Source organism: Coprococcus sp. AF102-57 (assembly GCF_027686195.1).
Lineage (GTDB): Bacteria > Bacillota > Clostridia > Lachnospirales > Lachnospiraceae > Allocoprococcus > Allocoprococcus comes.
The window spans coordinates 1-23,444 of record NZ_JAQCSY010000017.1 but is presented as its reverse complement, the minus strand read 5'-3'; the positions used below and the strand labels follow the sequence as shown (position 1 = coordinate 23,444).

20 protein-coding genes are annotated in these 23,444 nt (G+C 41.4%); 16 read left to right on the top strand and 4 right to left on the bottom strand.

What is annotated here, in order from left to right:
- Nucleotides 1-24 precede the first annotated feature (24 nt).
- From PGZ10_RS11310 to PGZ10_RS11300, 3 genes are all read left to right on the top strand, one after another.
- Nucleotides 25-402: a sigma factor gene (locus PGZ10_RS11310; protein ID WP_270541478.1), complete on the top strand. Its 378-nt coding sequence runs from the start codon at nt 25-27 to the stop codon at nt 400-402.
- A 277-nt stretch (nt 403-679) separates the two neighbouring features.
- Entirely contained in the window at nt 680-2,080 is a 1,401-nt protein-coding gene (locus tag PGZ10_RS11305) for a zinc ribbon domain-containing protein (protein ID WP_270541477.1), read from the top strand.
- A gap of 264 nt (nt 2,081-2,344) precedes the next feature.
- Nucleotides 2,345-3,112, top strand: coding sequence for a pseudouridine-5'-phosphate glycosidase (locus PGZ10_RS11300; RefSeq protein ID WP_270541475.1), 768 nt, complete (start codon nt 2,345-2,347; stop codon nt 3,110-3,112).
- A gap of 171 nt (nt 3,113-3,283) precedes the next feature.
- Here PGZ10_RS11300 and PGZ10_RS11295 read toward each other — a convergent pair whose 3' ends face one another.
- Nucleotides 3,284-3,703 (bottom strand): DUF4418 family protein, encoded by a 420-nt coding sequence (locus PGZ10_RS11295; protein ID WP_270541474.1) that lies wholly within the window; start codon nt 3,701-3,703, stop codon nt 3,284-3,286.
- Nucleotides 3,704-3,910: 207 nt separating this feature from the next.
- Between PGZ10_RS11295 and PGZ10_RS11290 the strand changes: the two genes are divergently transcribed.
- The 6 genes from PGZ10_RS11290 (at nt 3,911) to PGZ10_RS11265 (ending at nt 10,159) form a co-directional block, all read left to right on the top strand.
- Complete coding sequence (locus PGZ10_RS11290) at nt 3,911-4,927, top strand: ABC transporter permease (protein WP_022220966.1); 1,017 nt, start codon at nt 3,911-3,913, stop codon at nt 4,925-4,927.
- Between the two features lies 1 nt (nt 4,928).
- Nucleotides 4,929-5,717 (top strand): ABC transporter ATP-binding protein, encoded by a 789-nt coding sequence (locus PGZ10_RS11285; protein ID WP_117823543.1) that lies wholly within the window; start codon nt 4,929-4,931, stop codon nt 5,715-5,717.
- Nucleotides 5,718-5,783: 66 nt separating this feature from the next.
- Nucleotides 5,784-6,884 (top strand): ABC transporter substrate-binding protein, encoded by a 1,101-nt coding sequence (locus tag PGZ10_RS11280; RefSeq protein ID WP_243006403.1) that lies wholly within the window; start codon nt 5,784-5,786, stop codon nt 6,882-6,884.
- 164 nt (nt 6,885-7,048) lie between these two features.
- On the top strand, nt 7,049-8,263 hold the full coding sequence (locus PGZ10_RS11275; RefSeq protein ID WP_117557803.1) for an ABC transporter permease: 1,215 nt from the start codon (nt 7,049-7,051) through the stop codon (nt 8,261-8,263).
- Nucleotides 8,260-8,934, top strand: a complete 675-nt coding sequence (locus PGZ10_RS11270) for an ABC transporter ATP-binding protein (protein WP_118199285.1) — start codon at nt 8,260-8,262, stop codon at nt 8,932-8,934. The genes PGZ10_RS11275 and PGZ10_RS11270 overlap by 4 nt, the downstream gene beginning before the upstream one ends.
- A gap of 4 nt (nt 8,935-8,938) precedes the next feature.
- Nucleotides 8,939-10,159 carry a DUF401 family protein gene (locus PGZ10_RS11265; protein WP_195250977.1) on the top strand — a complete coding sequence of 407 codons (1,221 nt, stop codon included), beginning with the start codon at nt 8,939-8,941 and terminating at the stop codon, nt 10,157-10,159.
- A 241-nt stretch (nt 10,160-10,400) separates the two neighbouring features.
- Here PGZ10_RS11265 and PGZ10_RS11260 read toward each other — a convergent pair whose 3' ends face one another.
- Both PGZ10_RS11260 and PGZ10_RS11255 read right to left on the bottom strand, forming a co-directional pair.
- On the bottom strand, nt 10,401-12,581 hold the full coding sequence (locus PGZ10_RS11260) for a YhgE/Pip domain-containing protein (protein ID WP_270541473.1): 2,181 nt from the start codon (nt 12,579-12,581) through the stop codon (nt 10,401-10,403).
- Nucleotides 12,578-15,118: a YhgE/Pip domain-containing protein gene (locus PGZ10_RS11255; RefSeq protein ID WP_270541471.1), complete on the bottom strand. Its 2,541-nt coding sequence runs from the start codon at nt 15,116-15,118 to the stop codon at nt 12,578-12,580. Before PGZ10_RS11255 ends, PGZ10_RS11260 begins: the two co-directional genes overlap by 4 nt.
- A 204-nt stretch (nt 15,119-15,322) precedes the next feature.
- Between PGZ10_RS11255 and PGZ10_RS11250 the strand changes: the two genes are divergently transcribed.
- Nucleotides 15,323-16,546 carry a PucR family transcriptional regulator gene (locus tag PGZ10_RS11250; RefSeq protein ID WP_270541470.1) on the top strand — a complete coding sequence of 408 codons (1,224 nt, stop codon included), beginning with the start codon at nt 15,323-15,325 and terminating at the stop codon, nt 16,544-16,546.
- A 47-nt stretch (nt 16,547-16,593) separates the two neighbouring features.
- On the opposite strand, the gene PGZ10_RS11245 is transcribed toward PGZ10_RS11250, so the two are convergent.
- Nucleotides 16,594-17,535: a DUF1177 domain-containing protein gene (locus PGZ10_RS11245; protein ID WP_270247221.1), complete on the bottom strand. Its 942-nt coding sequence runs from the start codon at nt 17,533-17,535 to the stop codon at nt 16,594-16,596.
- 266 nt (nt 17,536-17,801) lie between these two features.
- Here PGZ10_RS11245 and PGZ10_RS11240 point away from each other — a divergent pair, with 266 nt between their 5' ends.
- From PGZ10_RS11240 to PGZ10_RS11215, 6 genes are all read left to right on the top strand, one after another.
- Nucleotides 17,802-18,647: a DUF3100 domain-containing protein gene (locus tag PGZ10_RS11240; protein WP_270247220.1), complete on the top strand. Its 846-nt coding sequence runs from the start codon at nt 17,802-17,804 to the stop codon at nt 18,645-18,647.
- 1 nt (nt 18,648) lies between these two features.
- A complete protein-coding gene (locus PGZ10_RS11235; protein WP_117823568.1) occupies nt 18,649-19,140 on the top strand; it encodes a hypothetical protein in 492 nt (163 codons plus the stop codon).
- Between the two features lie 31 nt (nt 19,141-19,171).
- Nucleotides 19,172-20,311, top strand: a complete 1,140-nt coding sequence (locus tag PGZ10_RS11230; RefSeq protein WP_117557830.1) for a M20 family metallopeptidase — start codon at nt 19,172-19,174, stop codon at nt 20,309-20,311.
- 174 nt (nt 20,312-20,485) lie between these two features.
- Nucleotides 20,486-21,658: a glycosyltransferase family 4 protein gene (locus PGZ10_RS11225; protein WP_270541469.1), complete on the top strand. Its 1,173-nt coding sequence runs from the start codon at nt 20,486-20,488 to the stop codon at nt 21,656-21,658.
- Complete coding sequence (locus PGZ10_RS11220; RefSeq protein ID WP_117557850.1) at nt 21,642-22,247, top strand: TVP38/TMEM64 family protein; 606 nt, start codon at nt 21,642-21,644, stop codon at nt 22,245-22,247. Before PGZ10_RS11225 ends, PGZ10_RS11220 begins: the two co-directional genes overlap by 17 nt.
- Nucleotides 22,248-22,266: 19 nt before the next feature.
- Nucleotides 22,267-23,259, top strand: coding sequence for a glycosyltransferase (locus PGZ10_RS11215; RefSeq protein WP_118217709.1), 993 nt, complete (start codon nt 22,267-22,269; stop codon nt 23,257-23,259).
- Nucleotides 23,260-23,444 lie beyond the last annotated feature (185 nt).

The window sequence follows — 23,444 nt, the reverse complement described above, 5'->3', positions numbered from 1 at the left end:
TGATGCGTTGGAGGACAGAAAAACATGTATTGCACCAGATGTGGGAAAGAAATCAGGAGTGACCAGAAGTTCTGCGGAAACTGTGGAGCGAAGAATGTCAATTATAAAGAAAAAAATGATCTGAAAGAAATGATAGAAAAAGCTGCCGCCGGAGAAGAGAACGCTCTGGAGAAAATTTACAATCTGACTTATGTGCAGGGGTTTGCGATCGCACTCCAGATGGTGAAAAATGAGCAGGATGCAATGGATGTAATGCAGGATACCTATATTTCTGCATTCCGAAATCTGAAGCAGATTGAGGATCCAAAGCGGTTGAAAAGCTGGTTCAACTGCATTGTGGCAAACAAATGTAAAGACTGGCTGAAAAAGAAGTCACAAAAAAGAAATATGAAAAGAAATTAAAGAAATTGTTTGGAAACAGAAAGCCAGAAGCACTGGGCAATGAAGCTGTTTCATACCATGAGATCATCAACCAGATCAGTCATTATTAAAAAAATAAAAATTTTTTCTTTTTTTTAAAACCAAACCGGATTTTGACTCGTCTTAATAATATAAAGATGTTGTGGTTAAAAGGTCAAAAATCCTCTTGCAAGCAAGCTTGCATCGGCTTTCTGACCTTTTGACCCTGGTATCATATAAACGAGAAAAATATAGCATACAGAAAGGATGTAAAAGAGATATGAGGTGCAAAAATTGTGGAACTGAGAATCCAGATGGTTCAAGATTCTGTGCAACATGCGGAAAACCACTGGAACAGGAAGAACCTGCTAAAAATGTAGCAGAACAGAAAGAAGAGGCTGTCCAGAATGCAGAAGAGCAGAAAGAAGAGGTCGCCCGGAATACAGAAGAGACGCTAACAAGTACAGCAGAAACAAAATCACTCACACATAAAAAATCAAGAGGACTGAACAAGTTCCTGATCGGTCTGGCATGTGCGGTTGTCGTTGTAGTGATCGCAGCAGGGTTTTTGATATCGCGTGCAAGAAGAACAATCGATCTGAACAAGTATGTCACCTTTGAAACAACAGGATATAACGGATATGGAAATGTATATCCGCAGATCGACTGGGAGAAGATTCAGAAAAAATATGATTCCAGACTGAAGTTTACAAAAGAATTTGAAGAACAGTATGGAAAAAATACAGATTCCATATCACCGGTAGCGGTACTGCAGTCCTATGTTAGTGTGGAAATGAAATCGGACAGCAATCTTTCCAACAAAGATAAAGTCAAATACAACTGGAATGTCAATAAAGATTATGCAAAATATGTGAAATGCAACCTGAAATATAAAAATAAAACCTATAAAGTCAAAGGGCTGGAAGAGGTTAAGACATTTGATGCATTCAAAGACCTGCAGGTATCATTTAACGGAATAAGTCCGGGAGGAGCCGTTTCATTTGATTATACAGAATCTGATCTTACATCTGCCGATTTTCAGACAGATGCATCAAATGGAACATTGGCAAACGGAGACAAGATTAAAGTATATCTGGATAAATCTATGGCAGACAGCTATGCCGCCAACATAGGAAAGCTGCCGGAAAAATGGGAAAAAGAATATACCGTAAAAGGACTGTGGTATTATGTCACATCAGCCAGTGACATCGATGATGATACAATGCAGCAAATGAAGGACCGGGCGGAACAGGAATACAATGATCATGTGGAGAGCAGCTGGGTAGATTCCGAATCTCTGGAGAGCCTTACTTATATGGGAGATTATCTGCTGGAGCCTGTTGTGGGCAATGGAAATGAACTGTATCTTATTTATCATGTAAAAGTACGGGATCAGTACAGTAATGATGATGGATCTTATGACAAGGTGAATGATGTTTACTGGTATATGCATTATGGAACGATTCTTGCAGACGGGGAAGGAAATACAGATATTGACCTGTCTGACTATGGAACACCTGGCAATTTCTTTAAGATCAAGACTGATGCAAAGACAGACGGTATTTCCAGCATGGTATGGAAATATTATGGATACCCGACACTGGATGATCTGTACGCAGATGTTGTGGGCGATAATGCCGATTACTCTTTGGTGGAGGATGCGGTAGACAATACAAAATAGAAGCCTTTGGCGGAAAAGAAGGTGGACTATGAAATGGGACGAATGGTTGAAAAAGATCATTAAAGAGATAACGTCAGATTATACGATTTCAGAAGAAACCTCAAAAAGCTTTTTTGAAGAGCTGATGCAATTGTTGAAATAATACAGGAACCGGGTAGAAATGCAAATTTTTATCCGGTTTTTTAATTTGAGCTGTAAAAGTATGATATGATGAGAAAAAGTACGGGATTGATATCCAGAAGGAGAAAGGTGGAATAACAACAGATGGAATATTTAGTAGAATCAGCATTATTGACACATGGATTAAAATCGGTATCAAATGAAACAATAAAAAAAGAATGGCAAGATCCGGGAAAAAAGATCACCTGGATTGATCATGGGGAAATTAGGATCGGGGATATCGATGAGTTTCTTGAATTTAGAAGCCGGGCATCCGCTTATCCAAGAATTGACTGTGATCTGCTGGAAAAGGCATTAGTGGAAAAGCAATCAGGCGCACTTACCGCTTCCGGGACAATGGCGGTCTGTGTGAAAATGGGAATTCCGGTTGCAATTACCTGTGGAATGGGTGGAATCGGGGACATCAAAGGAGAAGAACTCTGCCCGGATCTTCCGGCTCTTCAGCAGATTCCGGTGATCCTGATCTCGGCAGGACCAAAAGATATGCTGGACCGGAAAGCAACGATCGATTGGCTGATATCGCACGGAGTGAAGGTGATCGGAACAGAAAGAAATTACTGTACCGGCTATGTATTTTGTGGAGAAAAAGTTGAACTGCAGGGAAAGGCAGAAAACGGTACAGAAACGGTAAAGCCACCAATGCTCATCATCAATGAAATCCCGGAAGAAAGGCGGATAGAAGACAGGGAGATTTTGAGAGAAGTAATTGCCGAGGGAAAGAGAGCGGAGAAGGAAGGACGCTATTTCCATCCTGCGGCAAATGGAAAGATTGATGACTGTACTGATGGATATTCTTCATTGATTCAGCTGCGGGGACTGATTGCAAATATGAAAGTGGCAGAAACACTTTAAAGAGCGAAAAAAGAAGCTGGGATCTGGCTGATAACAGAAAAGCCTGAATATAGGCAGTTGTGTTATCGGTCAGACTCCGGCTTCTTTGCGTACACATAAAGTTTTGACTCCTGATTATAGATTACAGGAAAGGTAATCAGATATTCTGTTTGAAATGTTGTTGCGTGAATCCTAATTCGCCTGTGGCATCTGTGATTTATGTACAAAGAGATTGATTCCGGCACCGATGATTGCCAGAACAGCACCAATTCTTCCCCAAAGAGCAGTTTTGTGGCACATCATACCTGCCTTGGCACAAATACCAATGCCAATTGAAGTATTGCTAAGAAGCAGGATCAGAACAGCAGTGATAATGATGACAACCGGTAATTTAAAATCGTGTGTTCCGAAGAAAAGAAGAACGGATTCTGCAAGCAGGAGCAGACCGAAAAGAAACAGTGCAATTCCATAATAATGACACCGCATCATGCATTCTCCTCCGTTTGTAAGTTCCATGGTTCCTTTGCATACCGGGGCAAAGATCTTATCTGCTGCAAGAATAAGAATTGCTGCAAGACAGGAAACTGCTCCGGATAATTTTTGTGAATTCATAATTCATATCTCCTTTAAAAATTTATTGTATTTAGTATAACATACTTATGGTTAATAAGTTTACTTTTACCAGATAAAAACTATAGAAAATTGTAATAAATCAAATTGTATATAAGAAATAACAATTTTACATTTGTGCAAAATGCTGATATAGTTAAAAAGCATTTAAAGGAAATGGTAAAAATTTACAAAGGAGTCAAATGAAAAATGGAGAGTAAAAGACAGCTTACGAGAGAAGAGTTGCTAGAAATGGAAAGTGCTCCGAAGACGAAGATGCAACATATGTTGGATGTGGTAATTTGTTTTTGTCCGTATTTTGCAGCGATAATTATGTTTTTAGTATATTATCTGATGCCGGATGCCGTTCAGAATTTTAATCCGCATGTGTTTACTATTGTCGTCTGCTTTTTTTTGGCATTATATCTGATCATGGTAGTGAGAGGATTACTGAATAAAAGCTATTTTGCAAAAGTACGTCATAAAGCACCGCTTTATTCTGTGATCATACTGGTAATTATGCTGTATGATTTTCTGACGGTTAAGACAGGTATTTTAAAACAGCCGTTCTTCCCATGTGTGAATACGATTTTGTGTGCGATCATTGATGACCGGGCACTGTTATTGAAAAGTACATTGTACTCACTGCGATTATTATTCACGGGATATTTTATTGGAGCGATCCTTGGACTGATCACAGGTGTTGCCTGTGGATACAGCAAAAGGATTAACTACTGGGTTTCACCGATTATTAAGATGCTTGGACCGATCCCTTCCACAACATGGATCCCGATCATCATGGTTCTGGTATCCTCACTGTTTAAAGGAAGTGTATTTATCATCGCTCTTGGTGTATGGTTTGCACTTACGATCGCATCGTCAACCGGTATCCAGAATGTAGACAAGGCATATCTGGAAGCGGCCAGAACATTAGGTGCCAAAGGTCACCAGCTGGTATTCCGGGTGGCAATCCCACATGCAATGCCAAACATTCTTCAGGGGATGACACAGGGAATGAGTTCTGCCTGTACAGCACTTCTGGTTGCTGAGATGATGGGAGCCGAGGCAGGTCTTGGATGGTATATCCAGTGGCAGAAATCATGGGCGATCTATTCTAAAATGTATGCAGCTATCGTTTTAATTTGTCTTATTTTCACAGCAGTTACCTTTATACTGAATGTGATCAAGAGAATAGTGCTTCGCTGGCAGGAAGGAGTTGTGAAATAAGATGGCATCAGTGGATGAGAAGCAGGGACACGGGCGTGTCCTGGAGTTTGACAAAGTAACAAAGAGTTTTGCAAAGACAGACAGTAACGAGATCACACATGCGTTGGCAGAGGTGAATCTGACGATCCAGCCGGGTGAGTTTGTCAGTATTGTTGGAACAAGTGGATGTGGAAAATCAACAATTTTGCGATTGATCGCAGGACTGATCAGACCGACTACCGGTGAGATCAGACTTGGCGGAAAACCGATTGTTGGAGCCGGACCGGATCGTGGAATGGTATTCCAGAAAGCAACATTGTTTCCGTGGCTTACGGTAGAGAAGAATGTATCCTTCAGCTTGCGTATGCAGAAAAAGCAGGATAAAGAACTGGTAGAGCATATGCTGAAAATGGTAGGACTTGAAGATTTCCGAAAAGACTATCCGCATCAGCTCTCCGGAGGTATGGCGCAGAGAGTGGCGCTGGTAAGATCGCTGATCAATCATCCGGATATTCTGCTTCTGGACGAGCCTCTTGGCGCGCTGGACGCATTTACCAGAATGAATATGCAGGATGAGATCCTGAATATTTGGAGAGAACAGAAACAGACGGTCGTCATGGTTACACATGATGTAGAAGAAGCAATTTATATGGGAACAAGAGTGCTGGTTATGGAGCCAAGACCGGGACGTGTAAAGGCAGATATACCGATTGAACTGGCTGAACCAAAGCAGAGAGACAGCGAAGAGTTCCAGGCATATCGGAACAGGATTCTGAAGATGCTTGATCTGAAGCATCATACAGATCATTAAATGGATATTTATTGAAAGATAAATATAAAAGCAACAAAGTAAAAACACGAAGAGGAGAAAAGAATTATGAAAAAAAGATTGTTTGCAACGTTACTTGCATGCGCAATGACCGTATCACTGGTTGCATGTGGCGGTTCATCAAGCTCATCAGAAAAGAAGGAAGACACAAGTGATTCCAAAAAACAGGAAGCTTCTACAGAGAAAGAAGTGACTGATATCACAAAAATGTCAGATGATGAAATTAAAGAAGCAATGAAAAAAGAGCCGGCATGGGGAACAACCATCACAGCCGAATATGATGGTGGTGACTGTACATCAGGACCTAGCATGGCAAAAGCACTCGGATACTATGATAATTGGGGATTAGATGTTCAGATCGCAGCTGGTACTGAAATCACAGAAGCACTTGGAACTGGAAAAGCTCAGTTTGGAGTACACCATATTGCACATATGTTAGTTCCGATCACAAACGGAATGGACATCGTATTTACAGGAAGTGCGCAGACAGGATGCAAATCATTATATGTACTTGCTGATTCAGGAATCGAATCAACAAAAGACCTGGAAGGCACAACTGTTGGTATGGATAGCCCGATCGGTGGATCTTCACACAACATGATCATCCGTTTCTTCCTTGCAGATGGATTGAAACAGGATGCAGCAACATGTGTACAGGTTGAATCAAGTGCAGCAATCCAGTCTCTTCAGTCAGGTGACATCAAAGCTTGCCTTCTGAGTGACCGTTTTGCAAAGAAATTCGTAGATGACGGAACATTAAAAGTTCTTCGTTCTATCACATGGGATGATGATTTCAAAGATGAAACATGCTGCGTAATGGCTATGAGCGGAAAATTCGTAAAAGAAAATCCGGTAATCTCTCAGGTACTTACAAAATGTGTAATGGATGCATATATGTACATTGCAGAAAACAAAGACGAAGCTGCACAGATCATGCTTGATGAGGGTATGGTATCTGGTGACATCGAGCTTACAAAATACATGCTTGATCAGCAGAACTGGGCAGTATCCAATGCAGATACAAAGGAAACAATTAAAGCTGTTGCAAAGGACTACATTGAGGCAGGAATCATTACCTCTGACTGGACTGTAGATAAAGTCGTAGAGACAGCATGGCAGCCACTTGCTGAAAAAGTAAGCACAAAATAATCAGACACATAAATGAATGAGGTGGAGGAGCTTTGAACTCTGGGATGAGTGGAAGCTCCTCTTTTGTCTTATATATTAGGAAAGTGCCAAGGCACATTCCTTATTTTAATTGGAAAATTACGGGGGTTTTCCGAACAAAATGTTAAAAAAGGAAGGAAAGAAAAATGGAACAGAAAATGTTGACTGTACCTGGACTTGCAGTCAGAAATCTGCGGCATCGAAGAGTCAGGACGATGTTTCTGGCAGCACTGGTGCTGATTTTATCGGCAGCGCTGTTTACCAGTAGAGTATTGACAGAAAGTATGAAAACTTGTATTGATAAGACAGTAGATCGGATTGGGGCGGATGTGATCGTAGCACCGGGAGAATATGAATCAGATTTAAGCGATTCTCTGTTTTCGGGAGGGTTGTGCAGTTTCTATTTTGAAAAGTCTTTGGTGGATCAGGTGAAAAAGACGGATGGAATTGACAAAATTTCTCCGCAGCTCTACATTGCATCACTGGATGCGGCATGCTGTTCAGTTCCGGTACAGATTGTTGCTTTTGAACCGGAAAGTGATTTTATTGTACAGCCGTGGATGTCTGGAAGCAATGTGAGTGAATTGAAAAAGGGTCAGACTGTTGTTGGAAGCAAGATTACGGCAAAAGCGGGAGATAAAATTTCTTTCTTTGGACAGGAATACGAGGTTGCAGGAAAACTCGAAGAAACAGGAACCAGTTATGATAACTGCGCATTCATGAATTTTGAGACGGCATATACATTATTTGACAGTTTTCAGATCAAGTATGTGACGGATCTTACAGAACCGCAGAAATATGTTTCCCTTCTGACGATCCGGACGAAAGACGGAGCAGATCCGAAAGAAGTGGCGAACACGATCAACACAAAGATGAGAGATTCCGGTCTGAAAGCTTATACGGCAAAAGCAATGTCCGGAAAAGTTTCAGATACACTGGAACAGATGCGGTCTTACAGCGCGCTTCTGATCGGACTGTTGTTTTTAATGGCAGTCCTGGCACTGATCTGCATTTTTAACATTACTGTGAATGAACGTTTGAAGGAGTTTGGGGTACTACTTTCTATTGGTGCACGAAAAAGCCAGATTTTCCAGATGCTTCTTCTGGAAGCAGGAATGATCGGTGTGCTTGGAGGATTTCTTGGAGTGGTGTTCTCCGGAGGCGGAATCCTGTTATTTAAAGACGTGATCATGGAAAGTATGAATATGCCGTATCTGAATGTAAATGTTTCCCAATATGTGATTCTTGCATTGCAGAGCCTGGGGCTTGCGGTTGGTGTCAGCCTTCTTGCCACCTTATATGCGGCAGTCAGAGCGAATCGTATGGAACTATATAAACTGATTCAGGAGGTGGAATCATGATTGTAAAGACAGAAAATCTGAGTCGGGAATTTGTACGTGGAAAGAATCAGTTTTACGCAGTAGACCACGTGAATCTGGAAGTGGAAGAAAAAGAACTGGTTGCGATCATGGGACAGTCGGGAAGTGGAAAATCCACCCTCTTCCATATGCTGACCGGGATCCTGAAACCGACAGAAGGAAAGATCACAGTACTGGATCATGAGATTGAAAAAATGAATGACAGACAGTTATCGGTTCTGCGGGGAGGCGACCTTGGGTATATCATGCAGGGACAAAATCTTCTCCAGAATCTGACGGTCATGGAAAATATCCTGCTGCCACTTTCGCTGGGGAAAAACCGGAAACCGGATAAAGAAAGGATCACGTATCTGACGGAGCTTCTTGGAATCCAGAATATGCTTTCCGAATATCCGGCAAATCTGTCCGGCGGAGAGCAAAGACGTGTGGCGATCGCAAGGACATTTGCGCAGAACCCGAAACTGGTAGTTGCAGATGAACCGACAAGCAGTCTGGATATGGAAAATTCAGAGATCATTATGAAATATTTTCAAAAAATGGCAAAAGAAGGAACGACAATCCTGGTCAGTACCCACGACAGAGAATTTGCAAATTATGCGGATCGGTGTCTGTGGATGAAAAAAGGGAAATTAGAAAAAAGAGAATTGGAGTAAAGAGATGCAGACCGAATTTATAAAGCTTGCAGTGATTTTTATTGTCATTATGGTGATGGTCCTGGCAAAATTAAAACTGCGTGATGCGATGATCGCTGCCATTTTGCTGACTGTGATCCTGTTTGGAATTCCGCTTGGGGATGCAGCAAAATTGATGATACAGTCGGTTTATGAAAAAGATACGCTGCTGGTGGTCGGAAGCTTTATTCTTGTAACCTTTTTGCAGCGGATTATGGAGAACCGGAAACTTCTGGAAAGAGCGGAGATGGCACTGCAGAGGCTTAGCGGAGACAGGCGTATGGTGTGTGTAATTGCGCCGGTGATCATTGGATTCCTTCCGTCTGCAGGAGCTGTCAATATCTGTGGGGCGATCGTAGATAAGGCGACAGGAAAAGATCTGGATGTGGAAGAAAAGACGTTTGTGACCAGTTACTACCGCCATATTTCAGAAAGCTTTTCGCCGACTTATAATGCAATTCTGCTGGCACTTTCCATTACAGCGGTATCAACCGGGCAATTTGTACTTTTTATGGCGCCGATGGTTGTGGTGCTTCTGGTACTGGGATATGTATTTTATCTGCGGAAGCTTTCGAAAGGATATGAAGCAAGTGAGGATGAAATGATAGACAAAAAAGAAGAATTCAAACAGCTTCTGTACTGTTTCTGGCCACTGGTGCTTTGTATTGTGCTTGTGATCGCACTGAATCTTTCTGTGATCAAGGTACTGCCGTTTATTATTGTGCTTTCGATTATTGTATATCGGTTAAGTCTGAAGGAAGTGCTGGATTTTGCAAAGACATCGGTAGAGTGGAGAATCATCTTCAATACGATCATTCTGATGATGTTCAAGAACATTCTTACCTATACAGGGGCAATCGGAAAACTTCCGGATTTGTTTGCAGGATCTGCAATTCCACAGTTTGCGGCATTTGGAATCATTATGTTTCTCGGAACGATTATCAGTGGAGCAAATTCTATGATTGTGCTATTGATTCCGCTGGCATTTGCAAGCATACCGCATGCAGGAGCCGGACTTCTGGTGTACCTGATGGCACTTTCTTATGCGGCAATGCAGATTTCACCGACACATATCTGTCTTGCAATCATTACGGAATATTTCCGGGTATCCTGGGGGCAGCTGATGAAGAAGACAATCCCGGTTATTGTGGTGTTTGTAGTGATCTTGACAGGATATTATGTATTGCTGAGTGGATTTGGAATATAAAAAATATGCTATATTTTTTTGGATTGTTTTGATCGTAGCAGGAACTATTTCCTGTGGTGGAAAGGATACGGTGTCTGAAAAAGATCGTATAAAGGATATAGAAGTATATGATGATAACAATGCTATTTTTATGAGTAAAATATTTGAACCATATAGGTAATAAAACTCTCTTATGAAAGATCGTTAAATCATTCATAAGAGAGTTTTTTAATGTAAATGTAAAAGACAAGTACTTCTATATTTACATAATCTTCGTCTCTTCCAGCTTCTCTGAGAACGCCTCATTCACCTTAATGATCGGCTTCCTAAGCACCAGTCCCATGATCAGGAATACAACAAGGAAGATACAAAGCTTTCCAAGATCGATCCAGTAATCCATAGCATACAGTCCACCGACTGCTTCGCGCAGTGCTGCCATACTGTGGGTAAATGGAAACAGTGAATACACCGCTTTGAAGAATCTCGGTGCGACTTCGATCGGGAAAGTTCCGCCGGTTCCGGCTACCTGCATAATCAGAAGTACGACACTGACCGCTTTTCCGATATCTCCGAAGGAGACAGTCAGCGTGTAAATGATGTTGACATATACGATGCTGGATATCCATCCGGCAAGGAGGAAGAGGAACGGGTGCTTGCACTGGATGCCAAGGTAGAACAGATCACCGAGGCAGATCAGGGTGCTCTGCAAAAACCCGAGAATCAGGAAGATAAGGTATCTTCCAAGATAAATCTGATGGAGCTTCAGATGTTTAAGCCCGGTGGTGCCGTTTTCGGATACAGTGACCTTGAGCATGGCAACCAGGACAATTCCGCCGATCCAGATGGAAAGTGTAGAGTAGAATGGGGCCATGGAAGAACCGTAATTTTCAATCGGGTACACTTTGTTGGTTTTCAGCTCTACCGGTGCAGCGAGGAAGGAGCTGATGCTGTTCTTATCGCCGGAAATCAGGTCTTTCAGTTCGGAAAAGTCTCCGGTTGCCTCCATCTGGCTTAACCTGGAAGTTGTATCGGTAATCTTTTTGGATGCTGTCTCCAACAGATCAGAAGAGGTCTCCAGAGCCTTCTGGATTTGTGACAGATCAGAACCTGCGGAGGAGGCAAGGGTATAAATTCCATCTGCACTTGCACCAAGCTGGGAGAGCAGATCGGACAGATCATTTTTGGTAGAACCAAGGGAGCCAGACAGCTGTTTTAGAGAACCGGATACATTGGTTTCATAGTCAGATTTGACAGCAGTAATTCCTGAAATGCTGGAACTGATCAGATCATCCAGCTCTTTTTTGGAGGTCGTTACGCTGCCGGCTGTATCGCGAAGAGAAGATGCTGCGTTTGTGAGTTTATCACGAAGTTCTCCCTGAACAGCTATGGAGTCATCCAACTTTGCAAGGATTGGTGCGGTAAGATCAGACAGCTCCGGGTGTGCATCTGCAATCTGTGCAATGCTGTCACGGATTCCCTGGTAAGACTGTACGATCGCATTGACACGGTCGCTAAGAAGGTCAAGGGTGCTGGCAACAGAAGAAGCATCCTGTGACTGCGACTGGAATGCCTGATCGATCGTCTGTGACATCTGCTCGTAAAAGCTTTTGGTAGAGGTCAGCGCAGTATTGATTCCGTCTGTAGCTCCGTCCAGAGTCTCCTGAATCCCGGAGAAGGACTGCTGTGTACCGGAAAGAGTATCTGCATTTGCAGAAGCCTGTTCTTTCGTTACTTTTAAGAACCCGGCAGTTGTGTCCAGAAGCTGCTGCGCAGAATCGGTCATCTGTGAGAAGGAATGCAGAGTCGTCGAAGAAGCAGACAGATCAGAACCGATTTTATTCAGGTTTGTGATCAGTGTACCTGCAAGCTCATCCGAATCCCTGGAGTCTGCGGTATTTGCAACAGTCTGAAGTGCAGTCAGCACCGTATCGGAAATGGTTTCGATAAATACTTCGTTGACCTGTGTCTGGACTGCGGTTGCTCCTTTGTCTGTTACCTTCGGTGCAATGGCATTTTCTTTTGCATTGGAGTAATAGGTAATTTCTGGTTTCTTAATATCACTGGAAAATACACTCATCAGGTTCGTACTGAAATCTTCCGGGATTACGATCGCTGCGTAATATTCTCCGGATTTTACACCCTTCATTGCTTTACTTTTGGTTGTAAATACCCAGTTGAGCTGTGTATTCTCCCGAAGAGCAGACAATACCTGATCGCCAAGATTCAGCTGGAGCGGGATCAGGTTTCCGATATAGCCTTCATCTACGCTTGCCACGGCAACCTTCAGATTCCCGGTATTCCCATAGGGATCCCAGCTTGCCGCAATGTTGTACCATGCATAAAGGCAGGGAACCACTGTGACGCCAAGAACGACGATCAGTGCAATGACATTTGTTCTTATTTTCCGGATATCTCTTGTGAAGATGGTCCATATATTTCTCATTTGTCTTTTCCCTCCTTTACTTTTTTAAAAAATTCTTCCTCAGACAGATGGATATAGGAAAGCTGTCTGGAGGTCTTGTCGTGAATATATTCCACACAGATCAGATAGACGGCGAGTACGATCAGGGAAATGATCCACAGTGTCAGGTATATGATCTTGGATTCCAGACTGAACATCAGAAGAAGAAAGATCAGTGGAATTACAAGGATCAGGATAAAACCGGTACGGATTAGTTTTGGATACCGTTTTTCGAAGCGGTTGGCACGTCGGATAAAATCAGCTCGTCCGTCTTCATCCTGCATCATGGTTTTCATCATCAGTGTAAGCTGTGGGCGAGAGAGCTCACCGGTTGCAGTCTCTCCCAGCATCAGATCTGTCTCGGCAAGACGTTTGTCGAACAGATGGTTCAGATTCATCAGAAGTGGTCTCAGTAGCAGTCCGATGAAGAATGCAAGGAGAAGGAAAAGCAGCAGGGTCAGCAGATTCTTTGCGTAGTTATTTTTGTAAAATCCGGCAATACACTCACGCATAGCGCCAATTCCGTAAGAGAACGGAAGAAGCGGATGCAGTTTCTGGAAAAAGACCGGTGTCATCTCGATCGGATAGGTTCCGGAAGAACCAGGGATCTGCAGGATGACCAGGACAACGGCAAGTGCTTTTCCAATGTGCTTGAAGGTCAGCGCCATTGCATAAATCAGATTGACATACACAAAGGAGCAGAGCATACCAGCGCACACAAATGCAACCGGGTGGACACACTGTACTTTCAGAAGCAGCAAATCTCCTACGCACACAATGAATCCCTGGATCAGTCCGACCACGACAAAGAGCATCCAACGTCCGAAATAAGCAGTTGTCGGAGTAAAACGGGAAATGGTTTCGTCTTTGTCTACTTCCTGTTTCAGGATGGATACCAGGATCAGTCCACCAACCCAGAGTGCCAGATTAGTGTAGAACGGAGTCATTCCGGAACCGTAATTTTCCACATCATAAAGTACCTTTGAATTGATCGAAACCGGTGAGGACATAAAATCAGAAATGGAATCTGAGTCGATGCCTTCCAGTGAGATTAGATGCTGGTAGGTTTCGGAGCTCTGCAGAGCTTTTAGGTCAGCGGTAATATTTTTCAGAGCAGTATCTACGCTTTCAAGAGTTCCTCCGGTCTGACCAAGTGCGTCTGCACTTTCGTTTAAACTGCTCTTTAACTGGGTAAGGATCACCTTTAACTGTGTGATCGTCGGATTTACCCCGGTTAAAGTAGAAGAAAGGCTTCCGCTCAATGTGGCAAGCCTGTCAAGTGACTGGTTCAGCTGTGGCAGAAGCGACTGGTTCAGACTGCTTCTGTAATTCTGCAGAGACTGTCGGTTCTGGGCAGTGAGTGTCTCAAGAGAACTTCTGGTATTACTTGCTGTAGTCAGTGCATTTCCTATGCTGGAATTGCTGTTCCCAAGAGAATCAATGAGTTCCTGAAGAGAATCATTCTGTACCTGGAGTTCTGCAATTTTTTCGCTGACGATACCGGACAGGGAAGAATCACTTCCGATCTGCTGCTGAAGGGCGGCAAGCTTTTCCAGAATTTCTGCATTTTTCTTATTTAAAGAGCTGGCAGAAGAAATACTGTCTCCAATCGCAGTGTTGACCTGTGTGGCTTTTGTCTCAAAAGTTCCGAGCTTTAAGGCTGCGGAGGTGTAGACATTGGTTAAAAGCGTCTCGCCATCTGACAGGCTGGTAGAAAATTCTGTGGAAAAGGTTCCGATTGCTGTCCGGCTGGTGGCAAGCAGATCTGATGTATCTGCAAGGGCAGCAGAACCGGAAGAGGCAACAGCATTTACAGAGTCCAGTGTTTTCAGAGTGTCATCGATCAAAGAACCGGAATCTTTTACCGTAGCCTGGAAATCCTTCAGGGCGTTCTGATAGTCAGCAAGATTCTTACGGGTATCGGTAAGCGCCTGCATCAGCGTAGAATTTGTTCCGTCAAGCTTGCCGGTCAGTGTACCGGCCGATTTCTGCACGATCTTCGCAATGGAGTCAGCGGCAACGGACGAAAAGGTGTCATTGATCTGCTGCTGGATCGTGCTTGCGCCGGTGGCGGTGATCTTCGGAGCGATCGCGTTTTTCTTTTCATTAATATAATAGTCGAGCTGCGGCTGTTTTAAATCCCCGGAAAGGATGCTGAGGAGAGACTCGCTGAAATCCTCCGGGATTACAATGGCAGCGTAGTATTTGCCGGAACGGACACCGCTTTTGGCTTTCTTTTCATCAACAAAGGTCCAGCCAAGCTGGTGATTTTTTTTCAGATTTTGTACGATGGTGCCTCCGGCATTCAGATCCATCGAACCGGTGTGTCCACCGGTGTCACAATTTGCAATTGCCACTTTTACATTTTTTGTATTGCCGTAGGGATCCATGTTGGCGGCAATGTTGAACCATGCATAGAGAGAAGGGAGAATGCAGACTCCCACCATGACGAGAGCAGCAGCAGGGCTACGTAAGAGTCTCTTTAAATCTCTCTGAAATATTTGAAGCACTTTCTTCATGTGAACCTCCTGTGTAATGTCGTTAATAGTGCCAGTATTGAGAATAGTATAGCAAAAAGTGTGGAAAAAATCCATGAGAAAAAATGACGTTCGGTCAGAAACGCAATCTGGATAAAGTTAAGCGTAAGATGATATTTGAAAAAACAGTGTTTTATGATATTCTATATTTATCTATAATACAAATAAAAAGGGATGGAATAGAAAGTGTCAATAAAAGTAAAAGAGGTATTAGAGCTGGCACAGTCGAAAGGATGTACATTAGCAGCCGGAGAAGGTGGAATTGATAGGATTGTTCGCTTTGTGGATTGTATGGAAATACCAGATATGAAAGTATGGATGCGCCCAAATGTTTTGTATATTACAACTGGATATGCATATAGTGACACAAAAGAAGAAATAATGAATCTGATAAGAAATTTGTATGAAGCAAAGGCAGCTGCGCTCGCGACAAAATATAGATATATTGGTTGTTTTTTGGATGATGCGATCAAACTGGCTAATGAATTACAGTTCCCAATCATTTTGTGGCCGGAAGATTTGCCTTTCATAGAAATGAATTATCTTGTGATGGAGGCATTGATAAAATCACAGAACAATTTGATGGATACCATTCATTCTCGAATTGAAAAATATAACCGTCGGGAAATGGATAAAAGATTGTTTATTGATCTTTTGACAGGAAATATCACATGTAATGAAGAAGGAAACTATCGGATTAAAGAACAAAAATGGCCATCACCTCCGTACCAGATCGTTTATATTGAAATTGATGGAATTAAACAAAAATTACATGAACTACAGGAAGAGATTGTTCATGAAAAAATTGAGAAAATCGAAAATATGATAAAAGAATCTTTTGGTGGGGAAAAAGTAATTGTTTTGTCGAATAATGATAATTTTCAATGCATATTAAAACGGACAAAAGAGAAAACTATAACGAAAGAGTATTTCGAGAAGATTCAGAAAAATATTTCGGAAAAGACAGGATATACTGCAGCGATAGGTGTTTCGAGAGTAGAAAATTCCTACCAACGTTTCGGAAAGGCTTATCAGGATGCAAGGGATACAGTAGAAATTGCAGTGTGCCAGGAATTCAATTCAAAAGTACTTTGTATAGAAGATGCAGGCTTTTGGAGAATCATGAAAGAAATCAGTAAGCATGAGCTGTGTCAGGAGTTTATGGAGGACAAGTTGAATGCATTTATTGAATATGATCAAAAAAATGAAAGTGAACTTTTAGAAACGCTGGAAGTTCTCGTGAATAATTTAGGGGCAAGAAATATAACAGCAAATGCACTTCATTTGCATCGAAATACTTTGATATACAGAATTAAAAAAATTGAAAATCAGACAGGATATGATTTGTCAGATCCGAATAGTATTCTTGAGATAGCGCTTGCGCTTCGAATAAAGAAATTTTTGAAATAAAAGATGCCTTTTCAGGGCATCTTTTATTTCAAAACAGTATGTATCTATTACGAGAAAGGATTCAGTTTTTGGAAATGATTCATTGAACCGTATAAACTTTGTAATTTTTTGAATTCTTCTTCGTCGTATAATTTAAGAGAACGACGGCCAAAGGATTTGGCAACTTCTAACATAAAGCGTGCAGCTTCATCAAGATCAGTCATATGACTGGCTCCGGTTGCACAACCGGGAACAGTTGTTTCTGTTGTGATGGCAATCCCGACTACAGGTGCATTAGTAGCAGTTGCCGGTTGCAGAATACTGTTTAGATGATGAAGATCATTGCCATAAGGAGTGATATCCTGCTGTGTTAATGGAAATACTTTTGGAAGTTTTCCCGTAGTAATCTGCATTAAATCAAGAAGATCTTCGGAAGTACGAAGGATGTAGCCTTCTTTTACTGTAGGTGAGATTGCAAATCCATTGTGATTGATCACGCGATTTCCTTTAGTAGTATCTACAGAGAGAACTGCGTCAAGTTCCGGTGTGAGCTCTTCTGCATTTACCTGTGCCATTTCTACAGGTGATCCCATAAATGGAACCGGAACATGTGGCGCGGTCGGTGCATCCGGACAAATATGTGTAGAAATGAATACGTCACCTTCTAAAAAATCCCCTTTATTCTGCATATCTAATAATTTGGCAGCAAGAGCAATTGCAACGAGGGCACCATCACCGTCAGATACATACCCGATTCGCTCAGGACGAGCACCAAGTCCGCCTAATCTCCCAAGAAGTCCAATTGTCGGAGCATCGCCTCCGGAAGTCTTTCCGTGAAGACCCGGGATGCGAATTTTTAACATATCTGTAGAACCTTTTGGTCCAACTAAAGGATAAACCTGAATATCCGCATCTTGTTTTATGGATTTTAAATAAGATGCGACAGAGTTGCCGTTTACGTTCTTACTGTCTATAATGTCGAAAGCTTCTATTAATTGTTTGAATAACATCTTAAATCCTCTCTTTCTAACTAAAATAGTTTTTTAATTGACAAGCAAAGTTTAGCATTACTAAATAGGAAAGTCGATATTGTGCGTGCCTAAAAAGAAAGAAAATAGTTGGGCGAAATGCACATGCTATATTTTTGAAAGAATAATAAATGTGCAAAGTGCATAAAAAACAGGGACATTATGGTGCATGGAGAGTGTCGACACTTTAAGAAGTCAATGTTATACTGTAGTCAAATAAGAATTCGGAAGAAACGGAGGAAGGAAATGTGAAAGAAAGAACAGGGACTGTAAATTGCATGATCGCAACTATTATTATTTGCATTATTGCGGAGCTGATTGGTCCACTTCAATTTAAGGTGATGGGGATTGACGTGAAGATATTGACGATGATTTGGGTTATCATCATGGGAATTCTTTTATCTCCAACATTATTAGGAAAAGTGATTCCCCCACTGAAGAAATTTATTAGTAACGCAGAAATTAAACGGGCACCGTTTTTGTTGTCTCTTACATTATATCCGCTTGGAATTATGTTTGGTATCAATGCAGGTCCAAAGGTTGGAATTGTTTTACAGGCAGGTCCTGCTTTACTGTTTCAGGAAGCGGGAAATATGATGACGATGCTGATTGCATTACCACTTGGCTTACTCCTTGGATTAGGAAGAAGTGCTGTGGGTGGAACGTTCTCTCTTTGCAGAGATACGGCACTTGGTATTATCGGAGATAAATATGGTCTGGAATCCAGAGAAGGAATGGGAACACTTGGAACTTATATTAGCGGAAGTGTATTTGGTACTCTCTTCTATTCTTTCCTGGCACCGATCGGGTTAGCAATCGGATTTCATCCTTATGCACTTGCGATGGCATCAGGTATGGGAAGTGCATCTATGATGAATGCGGCTACTGCAGCGTTGACAAATGCAGCGGCACCTATGTATTCAGAACAAATTCTTGCATATTCTGCAACCAGTGGACTTTTAACTGCAGTAACAGGTGTGTATGTGGAAATGTTTTTGGCATTGCCATTAGCGAACTGGTATTATAATCGTGTTAATCCAGGTATTGAAAAATTAAGGGCTAAATTATTTAAAAAAGCATCTGAGGAGGCATAAGATGGAAAATACAAAACAAACTCCACAAGAAAAATCGACATTAAGTAATATTTTAGAACAAATTAAAATAGTATTGGTGATTTATGGAATTGTCATAATTATACATATGGTTTCTATTGGAAGCAAACTTCCGGATTTGGCAAAGTCGACAGTGGTAAGCTTTGTAATGGTAGTGATTGCGATTACCTTGAAAAATGTTGTGAAAAAACCTAATCTTCCAGGATTTGCGTGGGCTACACTGGTATCCTTTGTTTTGACATTGCCGATATCTCCGATTGCAGATTTTATCGTAAATGCAATGAGTGCATATAGTTTTGGACTTGTAGGACTTCCGCTACTTGCTTTTGCTGGAATTGCTGTAGGAGACCAGCTTGAGGTTTTCAAAAAACTCAGCTGGAAAATTGTAATTGTATCCTTTGTGGTTATGGCATCTACTTATTTTGGATCAGCAGCAATTTCAAATATTATCTTATCTTTAAAAGGAATGATCTAAAACCATACAGATAAAATGAGAGGTGAAGAATATGGATAATTTAGAATTAATGAAACAGGAAATCAGTAATCTTGCAAAAGAGAAAAAGGAAGAATTTGAAAAAGTAAGTGATTATATTTTTGCAAACCCTGAACTGGCATTTAAAGAATATAAATCACAGGAAGCACTTTGCAAACTGTTGGAAAGCCATGGCTTTGTTGTTAAACGAGGAATTGCAGAAATGCCGACGTCTTTTGAAGCAGTTTTTGATTCTGGAAAACCAGGGAAAACAGTAGCACTTATGGGAGAATATGATTGTCTTCCAGAAATCGGACATGGTTGTGGACATAATCTGATCGGAACATCAGCAGCCGGTGCAGGAATTGTATTAAAGGAAGTTATGGAAAAGCATGAGATAGGTGGCGTGTTAAAAGTATTAGGTACTCCGGCCGAAGAAAAGGGCAGTGGCAAAGCGATTATGGTTCGCCATGGAGTATTTGAAGGAATTGATGCTGCACTTCTGATGCATCCGTGTGATGAATCTATGCCAGATGATATTTCTTTTGCAGCAATTACATTGGAATTCACCTTCAAAGGAAAACCGGCTCATGCGGCAGCTTGCCCATGGAAGGGAGCAAATGCACTAAGTGGAGTTCAGTTAATGTTCCATGCGGTTGATATGATGCGTTTACATTTTAAAGATTACAGCAGAGTACACGGAATTATTACAGAAGGCGGAGTAGCTCATAATACTATAACAGATGAAGCGAAAGCAGTATTTAATATTCGTTCACTGGAATATGATTATATGATGGAAATGGTTGATGCTATTCGTGATTGTGCGAAAGGAGCGGCAATTGCAACCAGGACAGAAGTTGAAGAAAGACAGTTGGATGAAGTTATCAAAGATGTGCGTAATGATAAGAAACTGGTTCAGTATGTTCGTAAGAACATGGACTTTATTGGTGAAGAGTATATAGAGCGTGACCTGACTCAGGGAATCGGTTCGACTGATGTTGGAAATGTAACCCATGAAATACCGGCAATTCAGTTTTATGTGAAATTGAAAGAGCATGTAGGGACACATACAAAAGAGTTTGCAGTAGCAGCAGGCGGAGAAGAAGGAAAAAGAAATCTGCATGCTTCTGTTCAGCTCTTGGCAATGAGTGCATTGGATGTATTAAGTGAGTAAATAGAAAGTGTATCATTTTTTAGAGAGTTCTAAAAAGTGATACACTTTTTTTGAAATATTGTCTTGAATGAATATTTCGCATTTGTTTAAAAATTCTTTAGAAATGCCCTTTCCATATCTTAACAATCTCCTGTTAAACTATGCTCATAAAAAGATAACGGGAGGAATTAATAAATGAGAGTATTGATTACAACAGACTGGTACGAACCGGTTATAAACGGTGTTGTTACTTCAGTTATGAATCTTTCCAGACAGCTAAGAGAAAGAGGACATGAAGTAAAAATTCTTACATTATCAAGAACATTTCATTCTTATATAGAAGGCGATGTGGTTTATGCAGGATCAATTGGACTTGGATGCATTTATCCGCAGGCAAGATTAAAAATTCCAAAGGCAGCAGGTGACTATATGGAAATGTTGCTTGAGTGGAAACCGGATATTGTGCATTCACAGTGTGAATTTTCCACATTTTTCTTAGCGAAAAGGATCGCATCTGAACTTCATGTTCCGATTGTACATACGTACCATACAGTTTACGAGGACTATACCCATTATTTTTCACCGCAGAAAGTATGGGGAAGAAATATTGTGCAGTTGATGACAAAGAAACTTGCAAATGCGGTAGAAACCCTAATTGCACCCAGCGATAAGATCCGTAAGATATTGGAAGGATACCAGGTGTCTTGTCCGGTGGAAGTTATTCCATCTGGAATCCATCTGGAAAAATATCAGCTATGTAAAAAAGAAGACTGGCGTAAAAAAATCCGTATGCAGCTTGGTATATCACAGGATGCACTGGTGTTGGTATATGTAGGCAGAATGGCAAAGGAAAAAAACATTGAAGAGCTTCTGGAATATCAGCAAGATGCAGGAAAATCCGGGGTGATTTTAGTCCTTGTAGGGGATGGACCATATCTTCCGGAGATGAAAAAAAAGGTCGAAGAGCTAAAGCTTGCTAAAAATGTGATTTTTACGGGAATGATCATACCGGAAGAAGTGGGACACTATTATCAGGCAGGAGATCTCTTTGTCAGTGCTTCTACCAGCGAGACACAGGGAATGACTTATGCAGAAGCGCTTGCAAGTGGTATTCCGCTCCTTTGCAGAAGAGACGGATGTCTGGAACAAGTTGTGACAGATGGGGAAAATGGATGGCAGTATGATAAAAAAGAAGATTATCTTATGAGAATCCAAGAATGGAAGGGGATGAGTGAAAATGCAAGAGGCAGGATGCAAAACAAGGCTGCTATTTCAGCAGAAAAATTTTCTTCCGAAAATTTTGCCGAAAGAGTGGAAAAAATCTATGAACAGCAAATACGAAAATACCGATATGAAAATGCAGCCTAAGAAACAGAGAAATCTGACTGGATTTTTCAATCTGCTTTCGATAGCCGGACTAGCCGGATGTACGCTTCTTGCAATCTGGGCATATAAAAACGGCATTTTAAATTCGGTAGATTCTTTGCAGACATTTATCTGGAAATTCGGTTATACTGGAATGCTCGTTTTTATTCTGATCCAGGTTGTGCAGGTTATTATTCCAATCCTACCGGGTGGAGTCAGTTGCTTGGGTGGTGTGATCTTTTTTGGGCCGTGGCTAGGATTTCTTTATAATTATATTGGTATCTGTATAGGATCAATTGCAGTGTTTGGAATTTCAAAGACAATAGGAAGGCCGGTTTTATACAAAATGTTTTCTGAAAAAATGATAGAAAAATATGATGGATGGACCCAGAAGGACGGTAAGTTTTTGAAATTATTTGCGCTGGCAATCTTTTTCCCGGTGGCACCGGATGATTTCTTGTGTTATCTTGCGGGAACTACAAAAATGACGTGGAAACAGTTTACAGCAGTTATTGTACTTGGAAAACCATTTTCTATTGCACTTTACAGTCTGGGACTTACGACAGCATTTAAGATGTTATTTTCATTATAAAAGGAATAGGGTAAAGATTATGAAAACATATATATACAGAGGTGGGTTTCCGATTGTAGAAAAAAGTGGTGTCGGAAAAGCAATCGAGCATCAGGAGAAAATGCTGAATGCAGTAGAGGCACCGCGTGCAGCCAGGTGGAAAGAAGCAACCGTGGTTCATATGAATACAGTTTTTCCAGATTCGGTGATTGCGGCCTTTATAGCAAAAATGCAGAAGAAAAAAGTGATTTATTATGGGCATTCTACAATGGAAGATTTTAAAAATTCCTTTATTGGTTCTAATCTTGCAGCGCCGATTTTTAAAAAATGGATCTGCTTTTGTTATAATTTGGGGGATGTTGTTGTGACGCCAACCGAGTATTCCAGAAAACTGTTGGAAGGGTATGGACTGAAACGAAAAATTTATTCGATTACTAATGGTGTGGATACAGAATTTTTCAAACCTGATCCAGAGGGGAGAATACGCTTCCGTGCAAAATATCAGCTAACGGAAGAGCAGAAGGTTGTGATATCTGTGGGACATTTGATTGGAAGAAAAGGAATTCTGGATTTTCTTGAACTGGCCAGAATGATGCCGAAAGTACAGTTTATCTGGTTTGGAGGCGGTAATGAAAGCCTGGTGACAGCAGAAATCAAAGAGGCGATATCAAAGAAACCAGATAATGTATTGTTTGCAGGATTCGTAAAGTCTGATGAACTGCGTGATGCATATTGTGGGGCAGACGTATTTTCGTTTATGAGTTATGAGGAAACGGAAGGAATCGTTGTTTTAGAAGCTCTTGCCTGTGAAATTCCGACAATAGTAAGAAACATTCCTGTGTATGAAGGATGGCTTGAAGATGAAAAACAGGTATATAAAGCAGAGACAATAAAAGAGTTTCAGGAAAAGATAACTGCGATTTTCAGTCAGGATGTTCGTTTGATGAAAAAGGAAGAACGGAAAATTGCTTGTAATAAAAGTCTTGGAAAAGTTGGAGAACGATTGCTGAGGCTATATTCTGAAATGGAATAAGGGACGTTCAGCCGCGCCATTCGCAAAAGCGTGCCTGCGGCACTTGTCGCTGCTGCGCAGCTATTTTGCTCATAGAGTGGCGCTCATCTCATCCGTATAATCAGCCGTCTTTTCATGCGAGCATGAAATCCGTCTGACTATATGGATGGCTGAACTAATGTCAGAATATTCTGAATTGCGCAAAA

Bases quoted from the DNA above. Each gene is read 5' to 3' on its own strand.
- PGZ10_RS11295 (WP_270541474.1), bottom strand. From the start codon at position 3,703: ATGAATTCACAAAAATTATCCGGAGCAGTTTCCTGTCTTGCAGCAATT.
- PGZ10_RS11235 (WP_117823568.1), top strand. From the start codon at position 18,649: ATGGAAAATACAAAACAAACTCCACAAGAAAAATCGACATTAAGTAAT.
- PGZ10_RS11255 (WP_270541471.1), bottom strand. From the start codon at position 15,118: ATGAAGAAAGTGCTTCAAATATTTCAGAGAGATTTAAAGAGACTCTTA.
- PGZ10_RS11280 (WP_243006403.1), top strand. From the start codon at position 5,784: ATGAAAAAAAGATTGTTTGCAACGTTACTTGCATGCGCAATGACCGTA.
- PGZ10_RS11305 (WP_270541477.1), top strand. From the start codon at position 680: ATGAGGTGCAAAAATTGTGGAACTGAGAATCCAGATGGTTCAAGATTC.
- PGZ10_RS11215 (WP_118217709.1), top strand. From the start codon at position 22,267: ATGAAAACATATATATACAGAGGTGGGTTTCCGATTGTAGAAAAAAGT.
- PGZ10_RS11310 (WP_270541478.1), top strand. From the start codon at position 25: ATGTATTGCACCAGATGTGGGAAAGAAATCAGGAGTGACCAGAAGTTC.
- PGZ10_RS11270 (WP_118199285.1), top strand. From the start codon at position 8,260: ATGATTGTAAAGACAGAAAATCTGAGTCGGGAATTTGTACGTGGAAAG.
- PGZ10_RS11230 (WP_117557830.1), top strand. From the start codon at position 19,172: ATGGATAATTTAGAATTAATGAAACAGGAAATCAGTAATCTTGCAAAA.
- PGZ10_RS11290 (WP_022220966.1), top strand. From the start codon at position 3,911: ATGGAGAGTAAAAGACAGCTTACGAGAGAAGAGTTGCTAGAAATGGAA.
- PGZ10_RS11265 (WP_195250977.1), top strand. From the start codon at position 8,939: ATGCAGACCGAATTTATAAAGCTTGCAGTGATTTTTATTGTCATTATG.
- PGZ10_RS11220 (WP_117557850.1), top strand. From the start codon at position 21,642: ATGAAAATGCAGCCTAAGAAACAGAGAAATCTGACTGGATTTTTCAAT.
- PGZ10_RS11285 (WP_117823543.1), top strand. From the start codon at position 4,929: ATGGCATCAGTGGATGAGAAGCAGGGACACGGGCGTGTCCTGGAGTTT.
- PGZ10_RS11245 (WP_270247221.1), bottom strand. From the start codon at position 17,535: ATGTTATTCAAACAATTAATAGAAGCTTTCGACATTATAGACAGTAAG.
- PGZ10_RS11300 (WP_270541475.1), top strand. From the start codon at position 2,345: ATGGAATATTTAGTAGAATCAGCATTATTGACACATGGATTAAAATCG.
- PGZ10_RS11225 (WP_270541469.1), top strand. From the start codon at position 20,486: ATGAGAGTATTGATTACAACAGACTGGTACGAACCGGTTATAAACGGT.
- PGZ10_RS11275 (WP_117557803.1), top strand. From the start codon at position 7,049: ATGGAACAGAAAATGTTGACTGTACCTGGACTTGCAGTCAGAAATCTG.
- PGZ10_RS11260 (WP_270541473.1), bottom strand. From the start codon at position 12,581: ATGAGAAATATATGGACCATCTTCACAAGAGATATCCGGAAAATAAGA.